Below are 13,636 nucleotides of genomic sequence, written 5' to 3'. Positions count from 1 at the left end.
CGAGCCTGGACAACATGGTCCTGCTCTGCCGACACCACCACCGACTCATCCACCACCCCACCGCCGACTGGACCATCCGACTCAGCCCCGACAGCTTTCCCGAATTCGTTCCCCCGTACACCATCGACCCGACCCAACAACCCCGCCGCAACCTCTACCACCTGCGCATCTGAGCACCTGGTCGGCACGACCAACAACCCGTCGCAGATCTGACGCAGACGGATCCTCACCGTGCAACCGGCTCGGCGGGCGATGTGAACCCGGGCTGCCGTGACGTCGTCGCAGGAACGACCGGGCGGCAAGAACCGGGGTCCGATGCCAGGCGCCCAGGATCGCAAAGTCTGGATCAGAGGCCGCTGACGCCCGTGGCCCCCACTGGGCCACGATCAGACCGGGTCGCCGTCACCTGTACCGGCAGTTTCCGCGCCGGAACTCGGATGCCGGCGCCAGGGTTGCCCACCGGCGCGATGACGCGGAACTCAGAGACGGCCGGACCGGCTGCGACTGCGCGACGATCAGAAGCGGAATCATGAGCGGCGTCGGTGCCGGGTCTGCGCACGGACGACTCCGGCAAACGTCAGCAACACGAGTCCGCCCAGCAGGCAGAGCGGCCTGCGGTAGACCGGCAAATCCTTCTCACCGCGCTCCCGTCGACGGTGGCACCGGCACCGGCACCGGCACCGGCCAAGGACCTACCGGCGGAGCCTGCCTCCCGCACAGGACCAACCTCCCGCACAGGACCAACCTCCCGCACAGCCCCAACCCCCGCACAGCCCCAACCCCCGCACAGCCCCAACCCCCGCACAGCCCCAACCCCCGCACAGCCCCAACCCCCGCACAGCCCCAACCTCCCGGGCAGGGCCAACCTCCCGGGCAGGGCCAACCTCCCGGGCAGGGCCAACCTCCCGGGCAGGGCCAGCCTCCCGGGCGAAGGGCTGTGGCTGGGTGGGTCTACGGGCTGGATGGGGGGCCGGCCGTCGATTGCGCCGTTATGGTGCCGCTGCGGATGATTGCTGTTACTGAATGTGATCACAGCCTTGGGCGGGCCGAGGAGAGCGCGAGAGCTGGTGCACCAGATCCTCCGCTTGCGCGGAGGTTCCCGAATCGAACGGAACAGAAGAAGGAAGCGCTCGCATGGCCTCGGCCCGGCCCAGCCGCTCAGCCCAGCCGTCGGCCCGGCTCAGCCGCCGCCCCGGCCCAGGCGGGAGAGGACTGAGCTGGGAACGGGACTCAGGCCGGGATCAGTTCGCTGAGCCGGTCCAGCGGGTAGGTCTCCGATCCCTCCGGCAGGCCTTCCGGTGCCTCGATGCCGATGAACGTGACCGGCTCGGTGGGCAGGTGGCCGTCCCAGGTCAGCACCTCGGTCCGGGACCGCCAGCGGTCGACGAGGTAGGACATGGTGAGGTAGCGGCGCTCGACCAGGGCTCGTACCCGGTCGGCGGTGGTGAAGGTGTTGCCCTCCACCCGGTTGAAGGATGGCCGGCTGGACAGGTAGAGGTGCAACCAGATCGCCTCCCAGCCGGTTTCGGTGCGGGCGAACACCATCGGCAGCGCTACCCGGCCCGGGCCGCGTAGCTGGGAGCGGGCCCGGACGGTGCGGGCGTCGAACGGGGTGCCGTTCTGCTCCGGGGTACGGGTCTGGTAGCCGAACATCGACTCGGCGACCTCGTCGAACGACTTGCCGGAGTACATGTTGACCTGGGGTGCCACGTAGCGCCCGGACATGCTCAGGGGCACGTCGATGAATTCTGTCGCACCGTCCTTCGCGTCGGTGATGTCGCCGGAGTGCACCACGCCGTCGTGGTGGTAGTTGGTCCAGGAGACCTGGCCGGCGCTGTGGAAGTCGTCGTCGAGCAGCAGCACCGACAGGTCGTAGTCGGTTCTGCTGCTGCTCTGGCGCCAGTAGGTGAAGAAGCGCAGCAGGTCACCGGTGACCGGCGCCCTGGAGCCTCGCGGCAGCACCGCGAAACCGCCCTCGGCCGCCCGGCCGGACAGCGGCAGCGCGACGTCGAGCACCGCCGGGTCCACGAGCAGCGGTCGCTCCGGCTCCGGCAGGCGGCTGGTGACCGCGGCGTCGAGCCGGGCCACGAGGTCGGCCACCAGGCCGGCCGGCAGCGGCGGGCGCTCGTCGGGACCGACCCAGGCGGTGCGCGAGCGGGTCGCGTACATCCGGGCGGTCGCGGGTGTCAGCCGGTTGCCGACGTGCTCGCGCAGGGAGAGCAGCACCCGGCCCGAGGCCGAGTCGAGTGCGCCGGTGACGGCGTCGAGCACCGTGGCACGCTGCGGCGGCGGGGCCTTGCGCAGCGACCGGTCCGCCGAGCGCAGGAGCAGACCCGGCGCGGCCGACAGGACCGTCGCCGCCGGACCGATGTCCCCGGCCCGGATCGCCCGCTCGGCGCGGCCGGCGAGGGTGTCCACCTTCCGCTCACCGCGGGCGACGGCGAAAACCTGCTGCGCGTACGGCCACTGGGGGTACTCGTGCGGGTGCAGTCGCTCCCCCAGGCGCTTCCACCGCTCCCGGTGGCGCACGACGTCGCCGAGTTTGGCCGGGTTCGCCCCGACCACCTCGTCCAGTGCGGCCAGCATCGTCCGCCGCTCCGGGCGCCGGAACGCACGCAACCGGGTCGGGGTCAGCAGCGACGGGTCCCCGCCGGAGACGTGGCAGGCCAGGCGCAGCACGTCGGTGGTGGTGTCCACCCCGGTCAGCGGCCGCCCGAGGACGAGGCGGGCGGCGTTGAGAACGGCCCGGTTCTCCCGTACGGGAATGAGGTCCGGCTGGGTGTTGTCCACGCACGCCACCGTGAGCTCGCCGAGGAGCGTGAGATCCGCCTCGCCGAGCGGTGTGGTGCTCCCGGCCAGGGCAAGGTAGAGACGCTGCGTCTCCACCTCCAGGGGGTCGCCGAGGCGCAGCAGGGTCAACCGGTCACCGGCACCGGCGACCAGGTCGTCGTGCGCGGCCAGCAGGTCGTCGTAGGTGTGCTGGTACGTGCCGTAGCCGGGCAGGTCGAGCAGGTTCACCGCGCCCGAGGTGACGGCGGCGCGCACCTGCTGGCCGGTCGCCGTGCCGCCACCGGTGCGTACGGCCGCCCGCAGCCGCTGCGCCCAGAACTCGACGGTGTCCGGCACGTCGTGCGGGAAGCCGATGAAGTAGGCGTTGTGCTGGACGTGGTCGCCCACCAGCTCGCGTACCGCGGACACGACGGTGGCGGCGAGGTCCATGGCCGGCGCGGGGGCCAGTGCGCCGAGGTGCTCCAGCAGCTCCCGTGACGCCGAGAACCCGGCGTCGAGCAGCGCCGCGTCCAGCTGCCGGGCGACCGGCGCGCCGTCACCAGGTCTGCGGGCACCGGCCGGACCGGCGCTCGCCGGCACGCGCGACGTCCTCTGAATGATCTTCTTCTCGAGCATGGGTCCCCCGTTCCGCGGTGCGCTGGGCTGAAGCGGTGCGCTGGGCTGAAGCGGTGCGCTGGGCTGAAACTGGAGTGGGCTGTCCATGACTGCCGGGGCGGTGGGCGGGCGTGCTGTGTCGGACGCTCCGGCCAGTGAGCTAGCGGCCCCGGGACACGATCTTCACACGCCCCTCGGCGGCCGGGCCACCGAGTTTCGCCCCGCCCGGAGCTCGATGCCATGGTCCGGATCTCAGGCCCCGGTGTCAGGCGATGGCGGCGAGGCGGGCGTGGATCCCGGCGGCCTCGGGGGCGCCCAGTTCGGTGTAGAGCGTCAGGGCGTCGCGGTAGTGGTCCCGGGCCTGGCTCTGGTGGGCGTGGCCGAGTCCGGCGTGGGCCCGGGCCAGCTGACCGGGGTCGCCGATCTCGGTGGCGATCGTGTGGGCGGCGGTGTGGTGGGTGACCGCGTCGGCCGGGCGGCCCACGGCCTGGGCGGCCTCGCCGAGACCGTTCAGGGCCCAGGCCTCGCCGTGGCGGGCGCCGATCCGCCGGAAGATGGTCACGGATCGCTGGTGGCAGTCCAGGGCCTCGGCGGGGCGGCCGGTCCGGGTGTACAGCGTGCCCAGGCTGTCCAGCACGCCGGCCTCACCGTCGTGGTCGCCGAGGCCCCGGTACAGCGCCAGCGCCTGGCGCAGGTGGTCGCCGGCCGACTCGTGGCGGTGCACCATCACCTCGATCTCGCCCAGGCTGTGCAGCGCCAGCGCCTCGCTCCAGGTGTGGCCGATCTGCCGGGCCACCTCCAGGGACTGCGCGCCGTGGTCGACCGCCTCGAGCAGCCGGCCGGACTCCTTCAGGAAGATGCAGAGGTTGCTCAGCACCCGGGCCTCGCCGGTGCGGTCGCCGGCCTGCCGGTACAGGGCGACGGCCCGCTGGTCGAGCTCGATGGCGGCCGGCAGGTTCCCGGTCCGGTACTCGGCCCCGCCGAGGTTGAACAGGGCGCGGGCCTGGCCGGCCGGGTCGTCGCCGGCGCGGAACAGGTCGAGGGCCTGGCGGAAGCACGCGGCGGCCGGCTCGCTGCGGCCCAGCATCAGGCGGGTGTGACCGAGGTCGATCAGGGCGTGACCCTGGTCCTGGACGTCGCCGGTGTCGCGGGCGGCGGCACTCGCGTAGCCGTGCGCGGTCTCCGCGTCGGCGTAGTAGCCGCCGCGCAGGTAGCGGGCCAGGGTCCGGGCCATGCTGATGCAGTGCCGCGGCCAGCCGTGGGTGGCGGCGTGGGCGATGACCGCGATCAGGATGCGCCGCTCGGCGTCCAGCCAGCCCGTGGCCGTACCGGCGGTCGCGACGTCCGGGCCGGGCGCGGTGCCGGCCGGGACGCGGGGACGCAGGCCGGCCTCGGCGGGGTGCAAAGTGTCCATGGCGGCGGCCGCGGTGGCGAGGTAGTGGTCGAACAGCCGGGTCAGGGCGGCGCGCCGCTCGGGTGGCGGGTCCTGGTCGTGCGCGCGGCCGGTGGCGTAGGTCCGGACGAGGTCGTGGAACGTGTACCGGCCGGGGCCGGCCGGCTGCAGCAGGTGGTCACGGCAGAGCGCGTCCAGCGACTCCCGCACAGCGTCCACCCCGGCGCCGCCGCGAACAGCGTCGCCGGGGACCGGGCCACCGGAGACAGGGCCACCGGGGACAGGGCTACCGGGGACAGGGCCGAGCAGGGCGGCCGCGGCGTGGGCGTCGAAGTCCTGGCCGGGGTGCAGGGCGGCCAGGCGCAGCAGGCGGCGCCGGTCGGCGGGCTGGTCGCGGTAGGACAGGTCGAGGGCGAGTTCCACGCCGGAGTCCAGGTGGCGGGCCTGGTGGCGTTCGTCGAGCCGGTCGGCGTGGTCGGTGAGGGTCCAGCCGGCGGCGCCGCGGATGTGCCCGGCGATCAGGCTCAGTGCCAGGGGCAGGAAGGCCGCTCGGCGGCAGATCCGGGCGACGGCGTCCGGGTCGGAGCCGACCGGTACGTCCCCTACCGCGGCGGTGAGGAACCCGGCCGCCTCGCCGGGGCTGAACACGTCGACGGCGAGTTCGGTGGCGCCCGGCAGGCCGGCCAGGCTGCGCCGGCTGGTGACCAGCGCGAGGCAGCCCGGGGTGTCCGGCAGCAGCGGGCGCACCTGGTCGAGGCCGGCCGCGTTGTCCAGCACCACCAGGGCGCGCAGGCCGGCGAGACGCGACCGGTAGGCGGCGGCCCGGGCGTCGAGCCCGTGCGGGATCTGGTGGCCGGGCACGCCGAGCAGGCGCAGGAACTCGTCGAGCACCGCGGCCGGGTCGGCGGGCGGCTGGTCCGGTTCAGGATGGAAGCCGCGCAGGTTGACGAACAGCACCCGGGCGAACGGCTCCTCGCGGTGCAGCAGGTGCCCGGCGTGGATCGCGAGCTGGGTCTTGCCGACGCCGGCCATGCCCTCGATCGCGGAGATCACCACCGCGTCGCCGGCCCGGGCGGCCCGGCACAGCGCGTCGAGCTCACCGCCGCGCCCGGTGAACCCGGCCAGGTCGGGTGGCAGGCTGCCGTCCACCCGTACCTGGGACACTGCCTCGATCTCGCCGCCGATCACCCGCAGGGCCTGCCGCCATCGGGTGACGTAGGCGGTGTCCGGGTGCAGCGCCTGCACCACCGCGAGGACCAGGTCGGTGTTGAGCCGGCGCCGGCCGGGCTGGAAGCAGTTCGCGACGGTGGACCGGACCGCGAGCTCGTTCGCGGGGCGCCGCTGCCCGGCCCAGGTCACGTTGATCAGGTTCTTGATCGTCTCGTAGGACGGGTCGCCGGCCCAGACCTTCAGCAGCCGCAACCGCTCGACGAGGTCGGCGATGGTGCCGGCCTGGGCCGGGTCGGGCAACCCCGCGAAGCCGTCCGGCACCATCGATCCACCTTACGCAGCTCAGGACACGAGCATCGAAGGATACGGGGTCGACGAGCACGGTCGTCAGCCGAACAGGGCGAACCGTTCCTGGCCCCGGCCGCCGATGCTGGTGAACGCGCCGCCGGCGGCGACCCGGCCCCGGGACGCGGTCAGGACCTGGACGCCGACCTTGCCGTTGGCGTGCGGGTTCCACCGGGTGAGCCGTCCGTTGTCGTCGAGCGCCGCGAGCTTGACCCGGGAGGCGTACCCGGGCTTGCAGCCGAGCTGGTCGATGGTGCTGGTGGACAGGCAGGCCCGGTCGAAGTGCCCGCCGACGTACGTGGTGCGCCCGGCCACCGCGAGGTTGTGCACGTCACCGTCGAACAGGTGGGTCCAGCGGATCCGGCCGTCCGCCGCGTAGCCGACCGCGCGGCCGCCCGGTCCGCCCGTACCCGTGGTGAGGCCGGAGGGGGAGACGGCCAGGTCCATGACGGTGGCCGGGGCTTTCGGGCGGAAGCCGGTGAGCAGGGTGCCGGTGCGCGTGGAGACGGCGCCGAGCCGGCGGGCCCCGGCGCCGTTGATCGTGTGGAAGTCGCCGCCCAGGTAGAGCCGGGTACGGGTGACCGCGAGCGCTCGGACCCGGCTGTCGACAGTGGTGCGGAACGCCCGGTCCAGGGCGCCGGTGCGGTGCCGGAACGCGGCGAAGTTGCCCCGGGCGACCCCGTCGACGGCCTTGAACGAGCCCGCGGCGTAGACCCGCCCGTTGCCGATGGCCAGCGTGGTGACCTCGCCGGAGACGGTGTGGGAGAACGCTTCCAGGCGCCCGGACACGGCGTCGAGGCGGGCCAGGGAGTCCCGGCGGGCGCCGGAGATCTCGTCGAAGTCGCCGGCCGCGTAGACCACCGGGTGCCCGACGACGACGGTCGCGAGCGAGCGGACCGTGCCGTTGGCGGTGGGGTTCCAGGGCAGGATCGCGCCGGTGCGGGCGTCGAACGCGGCGAGGCGCTTGCGGGCGTAGGTCCGGCCGCGGGACCGCACCTCCGTGAAGGATCCACCGGCATAGATGACGTCACCGCGGAACGCGAGGGCCCAGACCGTCGAGTTGAACTCGGGCGCGGCGGTGGCGGCATAGGCGGGAGCTGACGCAGCCACGGAGACTGCGCAGGTCATAGCCATGATCACTGGAAGTAGGCGCACAAGTTGATCAACGGTGGTGGGGGCCGGAAAGTTTCGCCAGCTGGATCTGTTCATAGACCCGCGTACGCAGCGCGGTGAACCTCGGGTCCGCCCGGGTGCTCGACTGGTCGCGCTCGAGCGGGAGGTCCACGGCGAGTTCGTCCTGGATCACCGTCGGGGCGGACGACAGCATCAGCACGCGCTGGCCGAGGTACACCGCCTCGTCGATGTCGTGGGTGACGAACAGGACGGTCACCCCGAGACGCTGCCAGAGCGCGCGGACCAGGTCCTCCAGATCGGCCCGGGTCTGCGCGTCGACCGCCGCGAACGGCTCGTCCATCAACAGGACCGAGGGCTCGTACGCGACCGCGCGCGCGATGGCGACCCGCTGCTGCATGCCGCCGGACAGCTGCCACGGGTACGCGGCGTGCGTACCGTCCAATCCGACCGCGGCCAGGGCGTCGTCGACCAGCGTGCGCCGCCGCGGTGGCCGGATCTTCTTCTGCCGCAGCGGGAGCTCGACGTTGTCGCGCACGGTCATCCACGGGAACAGGCTGCGCCCGTACTCCTGGAAGACCACCGCCATGCCCGGCGGTGGACCGCTGACCGGGCGCCCGTCCAGCGTGACCGTGCCGCCGGTGGCCTCGAGCAGACCGGCGACGCAGCGCAGCAGCGTGGTCTTGCCGCAGCCGGACGGGCCGACGAGACAGACCAGCTCGCCGGCGGCGACGGTGAACGTGAGGTCGCTCACCGCCTCGACGCCGGAACTGTAGACCTTGTGCAGGCCGGTGACCTCAAGCATGCCGATCCCCCCGCGGGCCGTGGTACCAGCCCAGCACGTGCCGCTCGACCAGGCCGAACAGCTCGGACAGCGCGAAGCCGAGCAGGCCCAGCAGGATGATGCCGCTCCACATCTCCGGGATCGCGAAACTGCGCTGGAACTGCACGATGGTGAACCCGAGCCCGTTGCTGGCGGCGAACATCTCGCTGATCACCATGAGGATGATCGCGATGGACAGCGCCTGGCGCAGGCCGGTGACGATGCGCGGGGACGCCCCCGGCAGCACGAGGTGCCGCAATCGGGAGAAGCCGGTGATCCCGTACGCCCTGGCGGTCTCGCCGAGCACCGCGTCCAGCCCCCGCACGCCCTCGACGGTGTTGAGCAGGACCGGCCAGACGCACCCCGAGACGATCACGATGATCTTCATGCCGTTCCCGATCCCGGCGAAGAGCATGATCACGGGTACGAGGACCGGTGGCGGCACCGCGCGGAAGAATTCGAGCACCGGCTCGACGGCGGTCCGCAACCGAGCGTCGACACCCACCGCCACCCCGATCGCGACGCCGAGCACCGCGGCGAGCAGGTAACCGGCGAGCAGACGGCCGAGACTGGGCAGGACGTCGGCCCGCAACCGCTGCGGCGTCCAGGTGTCCACGAACGACACCAGGATCGTGCGCAGCGGCGGGGCGTAGTAGTTCTCGCTGCCGAGGCTCGCCGCGTACCAGATCGCGAGCAGCACGACGGGCAGCGCGAGGATCCGCAGCAGGCGCATGATCATGCCGGGTTCTCCCCGCGGACGGACTGGTGCCAGGCCAGGAAGTGACGCTCGGCCCGGCGGGCGCCGAGGTTGACGGCCACGCCGAGCAGGCCGGTCACGACGATCAGGGCGTACATGGTGGCGACCGCGCCGGAGCTCTGGGCCACCGCGATCACCGCGCCGAGACCGGGAGCGCCGATGACCAGTTCCGCGGTGATCGCCAGGATCAGTGCGACCGCGGCGGCGAGGCGCAGGCCGGTGAACACGTACGGCAGGGCGGTCGGCCACAGCAGGTACCGCACCCGGGCCCACGCGCCGAACCGGAAGCTGCGCGCGGTCTGCTCGGCGACCGGGTTGACGTCCACGACGCCGTGCAGGACCTGCACGAGGACCTGCCAGAACGCGGCGTAGACGACGAGCAGCAACGTGGAGCCCAGGTCCGTACCGTAGAGGAGCACGGCCACCGGGATCAGCGCGACCGACGGGATCGGCCGGAGGAACTCGATGGTCGAGGCCGTCCAGGCGCGCGCGGCGGGGACCGCGCCGATCAGCACGCCGATGGCGGCGCCGAGCGCGACCGCGACGGCCAGCCCGATCGCCCACGCGGTCAGGGTGTCGCCGACCGCGGTCCAGAACGCCGCGGTACGCGCCTCGGCGGCGAGCGCGGTGAGGATCCGGCTCGCCGGGGGCAGGTAGCGGTCGTCGACCACGCCGAGCCGGGGCAGCAGCTCGGCGAGCAGCACCAGCCCCGCCACCCCCGACAGGCGCAGGCCGACCGACCGCAGGCTCACGGCAGGAGCTTGGCGAGGTCCGGCGTCGCGGTGCCGAAGATGCCGTCCTGGGCGCCGAGCTCCGCGAGGGTCTCGACGGACGCGGTGTTGATCTGGGCCGGCCAGGTCGGCAGCGTCAGCGTCCCCCGGACGGCCGGATCGATCCTGGTGTACGTGCCGAGCACCTCCCGCACCTCGTCGGGGTGCGAGCCGGCGTAGCTCAGCGACTCGGTCATCGCCTCGGTGAACCGTTTGACGAGGTCCGGGTCGTCGGCGACGAGTTTCGCCGACGCGAAGTACGCGGCCACGGTCAGATCCGGCGCCGCGTCGACGAAGTTCCACGCGACCACCCGGCCGCCCGCCGCGGTGACCGCCGACAGCGACGGCTCGACCACCCACGCGGCGTCGACCTGTCCGGCCTCGACGGCGGCGGGCATGTTCGCGAACGGCATCTCGACGAAGCTGATCCCGGCCGGATCGCCACCGGCTTTGCGCACGGATTCCCGTACGGTGGTGTCGCCGATGTTCTTCAGGGTGTTGACCGCGATCTTCTTGCCGGCCAGCTGGGCGGGCCCGGTGATCGGGCTGTCCTTGCCGACCGCGACCCCGCCGAAGTCCGCGCCGGACGCCCCGGTCGAGGCGACGCCGTTCGCGACCACCTTGATCGGTACGTTCTTCGTCTGCGCGATGAGCAACGACGTCATGTTGCTGAAGCCGAACTGGAACTGGCCGCTGACCACGCCGGGCACGATCGCCGCACCGCCCTGGCCGCTCTCCATGGTCAGCTCGATGTCGCGGGCCTTGAAGAAGCCCTGCTGCTGCCCGAGATAGATCGGCGCGACGTCGATGATCGGGATGACGCCGACCTTCACCTTCGCGACGCCGTCACCGGTTTCCTTCCCGGCCGGCCCGCACCCTGTCACCAGGGCGAGAGCCGCCATCGCTGCGAGCCACCGGCGCATGCACGGACCTCCTGGGAGCTGGGACGGGGTTGATGGTGTGCGCAGGACGCACGTAAGTTCTCAGAGAGAACGTAGGGTGTGTCCTGGCTCACGTCAACGATCCCGATCGATACGTCGGCAGCCCAACAACTGTGGGAGGAGAGCTCATGCGGACGCGGGTGGGGATCATCGGGGCGGGGCCGGCCGGTCTCGTCCTCGGGCGCCTGCTCGAACGCGCCGGCATCGACGCGGTCGTCCTGGAGAAGCACACCCGCGAGCACGTCGAGGGGCGGGTGCGGGCCGGGGTCCTCGAGCACGGCACCGCGGAACTGCTCGACGAGCTCGGCGTCGGCGCCCGGATGCGCCGCGAGGGCATGGTCCACCGGGGCATCGAGCTGCGCTTCGACGGCACCGGCCACCGCATCGACCTCGAAGGGCTGACCGGGAGGAGAATCATCGTGTACGGGCAGCAGGAGGTCGTCAAGGACCTCATCGCGGCCCGCCTCGGCTCCGGAGCGCCGTTACGGTTCGGCACCGGCGTCACCGGGATCACCGGGACCACACTGTCCACCGCCACCGGCGAACTGACCTGTTACTTCGTGGTCGGCTGCGACGGCTCGCACGGCGTGAGCGCCACCCTGGCGGGGACCCGCTACGAACACCCTCTCCCGTACGCGTGGCTGGGCATCCTGGCCCGTGCGGAACCGGCCGCCGAGGAGCTCGCGTACGCGTACCACGAACGCGGTTTCGCCCTGCACAGCATGCGCACGCCCGAGATCGTCCGGCTGTACCTCCAGGTCCCGCCCGGGACCGACCCGGACGAGTGGCCCGACGAGCGGATCTGGGGCGAACTGCGTACCCGTCTCGGTCTGCCGTTGCAGGCTGGTCCGGTGCTGGAGAAGAGCGTCACCCCGATGCGCGGCGTGGTCACCGAGCCGATGCGCCACGACCGGGTGTTCCTCGCCGGCGACGCCGCGCACATCGTGCCCCCGACCGGCGCCAAGGGGCTGAACCTGGCCGTGGCCGACGTGCGGGTGCTGGCCGCCGCGCTGATCGCCCACTACCGCGACGGGGATCGCGCGCCGCTGGACGCGTACTCCTCGACCTGCCTGCGCCGGGTCTGGCAGGTGCAGCGCTTCTCCACCTGGATGACGACCCTGCTGCACCGGCGCGACCACGACGACGCGTACGGCCACCGGTTGCAGCTCGCCGAACTCGCGTACCTGGCCGGTTCGACCGCCGCGTCGACCACCCTCGCCGAGAACTACGTCGGACTCCCCCATCCTCAGGAGAAAGCGTGACGAGCCACCACCCCCCGCTGCTGTCCCCCGGCTACAGGTCGACCGTGCTGCGCGCCCCGCGGCAGGCCCCGATCCTGCTGCCGCGCTCGCTGAGCGAACTGACCGGCCCGGCCCTGGGCGAGGGCCCGGTGGCGGACGCCGACGCCGACCTCACGCTGGACGGCACCGGCGGCGAGGCCCAGGGACAGCGGATCATCGTGCACGGCCAGGTCCGCGACGCCGGCGGCAAACCGGTCCGCGACCAGCTCGTCGAGGTCTGGCAGGCCAACGCGGCCGGCCGCTACCGGCACCAACGGGACCGCCACGACGCCCCGCTCGACCCGCACTTCACCGGCGTCGGCCGCACCCTCACCGACGCCGACGGCCGCTACCGGTTCGTCACGGTCAAGCCCGGCGCCTACCCCTGGGGCAACCACCCCAACGCCTGGCGCCCGGCCCACATCCACTTCTCCCTGTTCGGGCGCGCGTTCACCCAGCGCCTCGTGACCCAGATGTACTTCCCCGACGACCCGCTGTTCGCCTTCGACCCGATCTACCACGCGGTGCCAGAATTCGCCCGGGACCGCCTCGTGGCCGGCTTCGACCTGGACGCGACCGTCGACTCGTGGGCGCTCGGCTTCCGCTTCGACATCGTCGTGACCGGCGACGCCGCGACCCCGAAGGAGACCCGATGAGCCCCGGCACACCGTCGCAGACCGTCGGCCCGTACCTGTCGATCGGCCTGTCCTGGAACGAGGGCCCGCACGTCGTGGCCGCAGACGAACCCGGCGCGATCTGGGTGCGCGGCGTGATCCGCGACGGCGCCGGCACGATCGTCCCGGACGCGCTGGTCGAGACCTGGCAGGCGGACCCGCAAGGCCGTTTCCACACCCCGGGCTTCCGCGGCTTCGCCCGCTGCGGCACGGACGACGACGGACGATGGGCCATCCGTACGCTGAAACCGGGCCCCGTCGGGTCCCAGGCCCCGCACCTCGCGGTCTCGGTGTTCGCCCGAGGTCTGCTGCACCGGGTGGTCACCCGCCTCTACTTCGCCGACGAACCGACGGCGAACGCAACGGACCCGGTCCTGGCGTCGATCCCGGCCGAACGCCGAGGAACGCTGCTGGCCACCCCACGCGCCGACGGCTACCACTTCGACATCAACCTCCAGGGCACCGACGACCAGGGCACCGATGAAACCGTCTTCTTCACCTTCTGACCCCGCCGCCGGCCCAGCCGCCCCCGTCAGCCCTGCCACCCCGGCCAGCCCAGCCGCCCCCGTCAGCCCTGCCACCCCGGCCAGCCCTGCCACCCCGATCGGCCCTGCCACCCCGGCTGCCCCCATCGGCTCCGCTGGCCCCGCTGACCTTGACGCGCCCTCCACACCCACCGACCGCACCAGCCTCTTCATCCCCTCGGGCTCCTCCGTGCCCACCACCCCCTCCGAGTCCGCCGCGCCCCCCGAGTCCGCCGCGCCCACCAGCCTCTCCGTCCCCGCCGACCGCGCGGGCCCTTCTGCACCGCGCAACCCCACCAGCCTCTTCAACCCCGCGGACCCCTCCGTCCGCTACAACACCACAGACCCCGCCGGGAAAGAACGTTCGTTCTCCCAGGTGGGCAACGCCGCGGCGACCGGGCCCGGTGGGCTGGACGGCGGTGGGCTGGACGGCGGGATGCCGAC

11 protein-coding genes are annotated in these 13,636 nt (G+C 72.7%); 4 read left to right on the top strand and 7 right to left on the bottom strand.

Annotated elements, in window-relative coordinates; all coding sequences use genetic code 11:
• Positions 1–1,230: 1,230 nt before the first annotated feature.
• From ACIA6A_RS36825 to ACIA6A_RS36795, 7 genes are all read right to left on the bottom strand, one after another.
• The gene (locus ACIA6A_RS36825) at positions 1,231–3,405 is read right to left on the bottom strand and encodes a hypothetical protein (protein WP_396102687.1); all 2,175 of its coding nucleotides are present in this window, start codon (positions 3,403–3,405) and stop codon (positions 1,231–1,233) included.
• Between the two features lie 244 nt (positions 3,406–3,649).
• A complete protein-coding gene (locus tag ACIA6A_RS36820) occupies positions 3,650–6,271 on the bottom strand; it encodes a tetratricopeptide repeat protein (RefSeq protein WP_396102686.1) in 2,622 nt (873 codons plus the stop codon).
• A 63-nt stretch (positions 6,272–6,334) separates the two neighbouring features.
• Positions 6,335–7,402 (bottom strand): hypothetical protein, encoded by a 1,068-nt coding sequence (locus ACIA6A_RS36815; protein ID WP_396102685.1) that lies wholly within the window; start codon positions 7,400–7,402, stop codon positions 6,335–6,337.
• Positions 7,403–7,454: 52 nt separating this feature from the next.
• Positions 7,455–8,228, bottom strand: a complete 774-nt coding sequence (locus ACIA6A_RS36810) for an ABC transporter ATP-binding protein (protein WP_396102684.1) — start codon at positions 8,226–8,228, stop codon at positions 7,455–7,457.
• A complete protein-coding gene (locus tag ACIA6A_RS36805; protein ID WP_396102683.1) occupies positions 8,221–8,985 on the bottom strand; it encodes an ABC transporter permease in 765 nt (254 codons plus the stop codon). The genes ACIA6A_RS36810 and ACIA6A_RS36805 overlap by 8 nt, the downstream gene beginning before the upstream one ends.
• The gene (locus tag ACIA6A_RS36800) at positions 8,982–9,755 is read right to left on the bottom strand and encodes an ABC transporter permease (RefSeq protein ID WP_396102682.1); all 774 of its coding nucleotides are present in this window, start codon (positions 9,753–9,755) and stop codon (positions 8,982–8,984) included. Before ACIA6A_RS36800 ends, ACIA6A_RS36805 begins: the two co-directional genes overlap by 4 nt.
• Positions 9,752–10,696 carry an ABC transporter substrate-binding protein gene (locus ACIA6A_RS36795; RefSeq protein ID WP_396102681.1) on the bottom strand — a complete coding sequence of 315 codons (945 nt, stop codon included), beginning with the start codon at positions 10,694–10,696 and terminating at the stop codon, positions 9,752–9,754. Before ACIA6A_RS36795 ends, ACIA6A_RS36800 begins: the two co-directional genes overlap by 4 nt.
• A 146-nt stretch (positions 10,697–10,842) precedes the next feature.
• Between ACIA6A_RS36795 and ACIA6A_RS36790 the strand changes: the two genes are divergently transcribed.
• The 4 genes from ACIA6A_RS36790 to ACIA6A_RS36775 form a co-directional block, all read left to right on the top strand.
• Positions 10,843–11,976 carry a 4-hydroxybenzoate 3-monooxygenase gene (locus ACIA6A_RS36790; protein WP_396102680.1) on the top strand — a complete coding sequence of 378 codons (1,134 nt, stop codon included), beginning with the start codon at positions 10,843–10,845 and terminating at the stop codon, positions 11,974–11,976.
• A complete protein-coding gene (pcaH, locus tag ACIA6A_RS36785; protein ID WP_396102679.1) occupies positions 11,973–12,650 on the top strand; it encodes a protocatechuate 3,4-dioxygenase subunit beta in 678 nt (225 codons plus the stop codon). Before ACIA6A_RS36790 ends, pcaH begins: the two co-directional genes overlap by 4 nt.
• A complete protein-coding gene (gene pcaG, locus ACIA6A_RS36780) occupies positions 12,647–13,174 on the top strand; it encodes a protocatechuate 3,4-dioxygenase subunit alpha (protein ID WP_396102678.1) in 528 nt (175 codons plus the stop codon). The genes pcaH and pcaG overlap by 4 nt, the downstream gene beginning before the upstream one ends.
• A 208-nt stretch (positions 13,175–13,382) precedes the next feature.
• Positions 13,383–13,636, top strand: a 254-nt coding sequence (locus ACIA6A_RS36775; RefSeq protein ID WP_396102677.1) for a hypothetical protein, incomplete at its 3' end; no start/stop codon positions are given.

This window comes from Actinoplanes sp. NPDC051494 (genome assembly GCF_044454705.1).
Classification (GTDB): Bacteria; Actinomycetota; Actinomycetes; order Mycobacteriales; family Micromonosporaceae; genus Actinoplanes.
This window is presented reverse-complemented; position numbering and strand designations above follow the sequence as displayed.

Coding starts and splice junctions, on each gene's coding strand:
- ACIA6A_RS36825 (WP_396102687.1), bottom strand. CDS start 3,405: ATGCTCGAGAAGAAGATCATTCAGAGGACGTCGCGCGTGCCGGCGAGC.
- ACIA6A_RS36820 (WP_396102686.1), bottom strand. CDS start 6,271: ATGGTGCCGGACGGCTTCGCGGGGTTGCCCGACCCGGCCCAGGCCGGC.
- ACIA6A_RS36810 (WP_396102684.1), bottom strand. CDS start 8,228: ATGCTTGAGGTCACCGGCCTGCACAAGGTCTACAGTTCCGGCGTCGAG.
- ACIA6A_RS36805 (WP_396102683.1), bottom strand. CDS start 8,985: ATGATCATGCGCCTGCTGCGGATCCTCGCGCTGCCCGTCGTGCTGCTC.
- ACIA6A_RS36795 (WP_396102681.1), bottom strand. CDS start 10,696: ATGCGCCGGTGGCTCGCAGCGATGGCGGCTCTCGCCCTGGTGACAGGG.
- ACIA6A_RS36790 (WP_396102680.1), top strand. CDS start 10,843: ATGCGGACGCGGGTGGGGATCATCGGGGCGGGGCCGGCCGGTCTCGTC.
- pcaG (WP_396102678.1), top strand. CDS start 12,647: ATGAGCCCCGGCACACCGTCGCAGACCGTCGGCCCGTACCTGTCGATC.